Below are 582 nucleotides of genomic sequence, written 5' to 3' on the forward strand. Positions count from 1 at the left end.
CCAGGTGGTGCTGGAGCGCGGCTACGGCGTGCGCGAGACCGGCAAGCCCGCGCCGGTGCAGGCCGACACGTTGTTTGCCATTGCCTCCAACACCAAGGCGTTCACTGCCGCTTCGCTGTCGATTTTGGCCGACGAAGGCAAGCTCTCGCTCGATGACAAGGTCATCGACCATCTGCCGTGGTTTCGCATGTCCGACCCGTATGTGAGCGGGCAAATGCGCATCCGCGATCTGCTGGCGCACCGCAGCGGCCTGAGCCTGGGCGCTGGCGATTTATTGTTCTGGCCCAGCACCAGCTACACCATCGACGAGGTCGTGCAGCGCCTGGCCCAGGTGCCGCTGAAGGGCGGCTTTCGCGACCGCTATGCGTACGACAACATCCTGTACGCAGTCGCCCAGAAGGTGATCGAGCAGGTATCCGGGCAGAGTTACGCGGCATTTCTGCAGCAACGCATCTTCGACCCGGTGGGCATGCGCGGCACGCGTTTCAATGCCGACCATCTGCAGCCCGGCGATCAGGCGGCAGTCGGGCATGCCAAATACGACTTCAGCGAGCTGCGAACGGTGGTGCCGCTGACCTGGTC

The 582-nt window shown here is 63.9% G+C and carries 1 protein-coding gene; it reads left to right on the forward strand.

Annotated features, from left to right (window positions below):
- Positions 1-582, forward strand: a 582-nt coding sequence (locus XAXN_RS19430) for a serine hydrolase domain-containing protein (RefSeq protein WP_134984933.1), incomplete at both ends; no start/stop codon positions are given.

The sequence above is a fragment of the Xanthomonas axonopodis genome (assembly GCF_001304695.1).
Taxonomy (GTDB): domain Bacteria; phylum Pseudomonadota; class Gammaproteobacteria; order Xanthomonadales; family Xanthomonadaceae; genus Xanthomonas; species Xanthomonas axonopodis.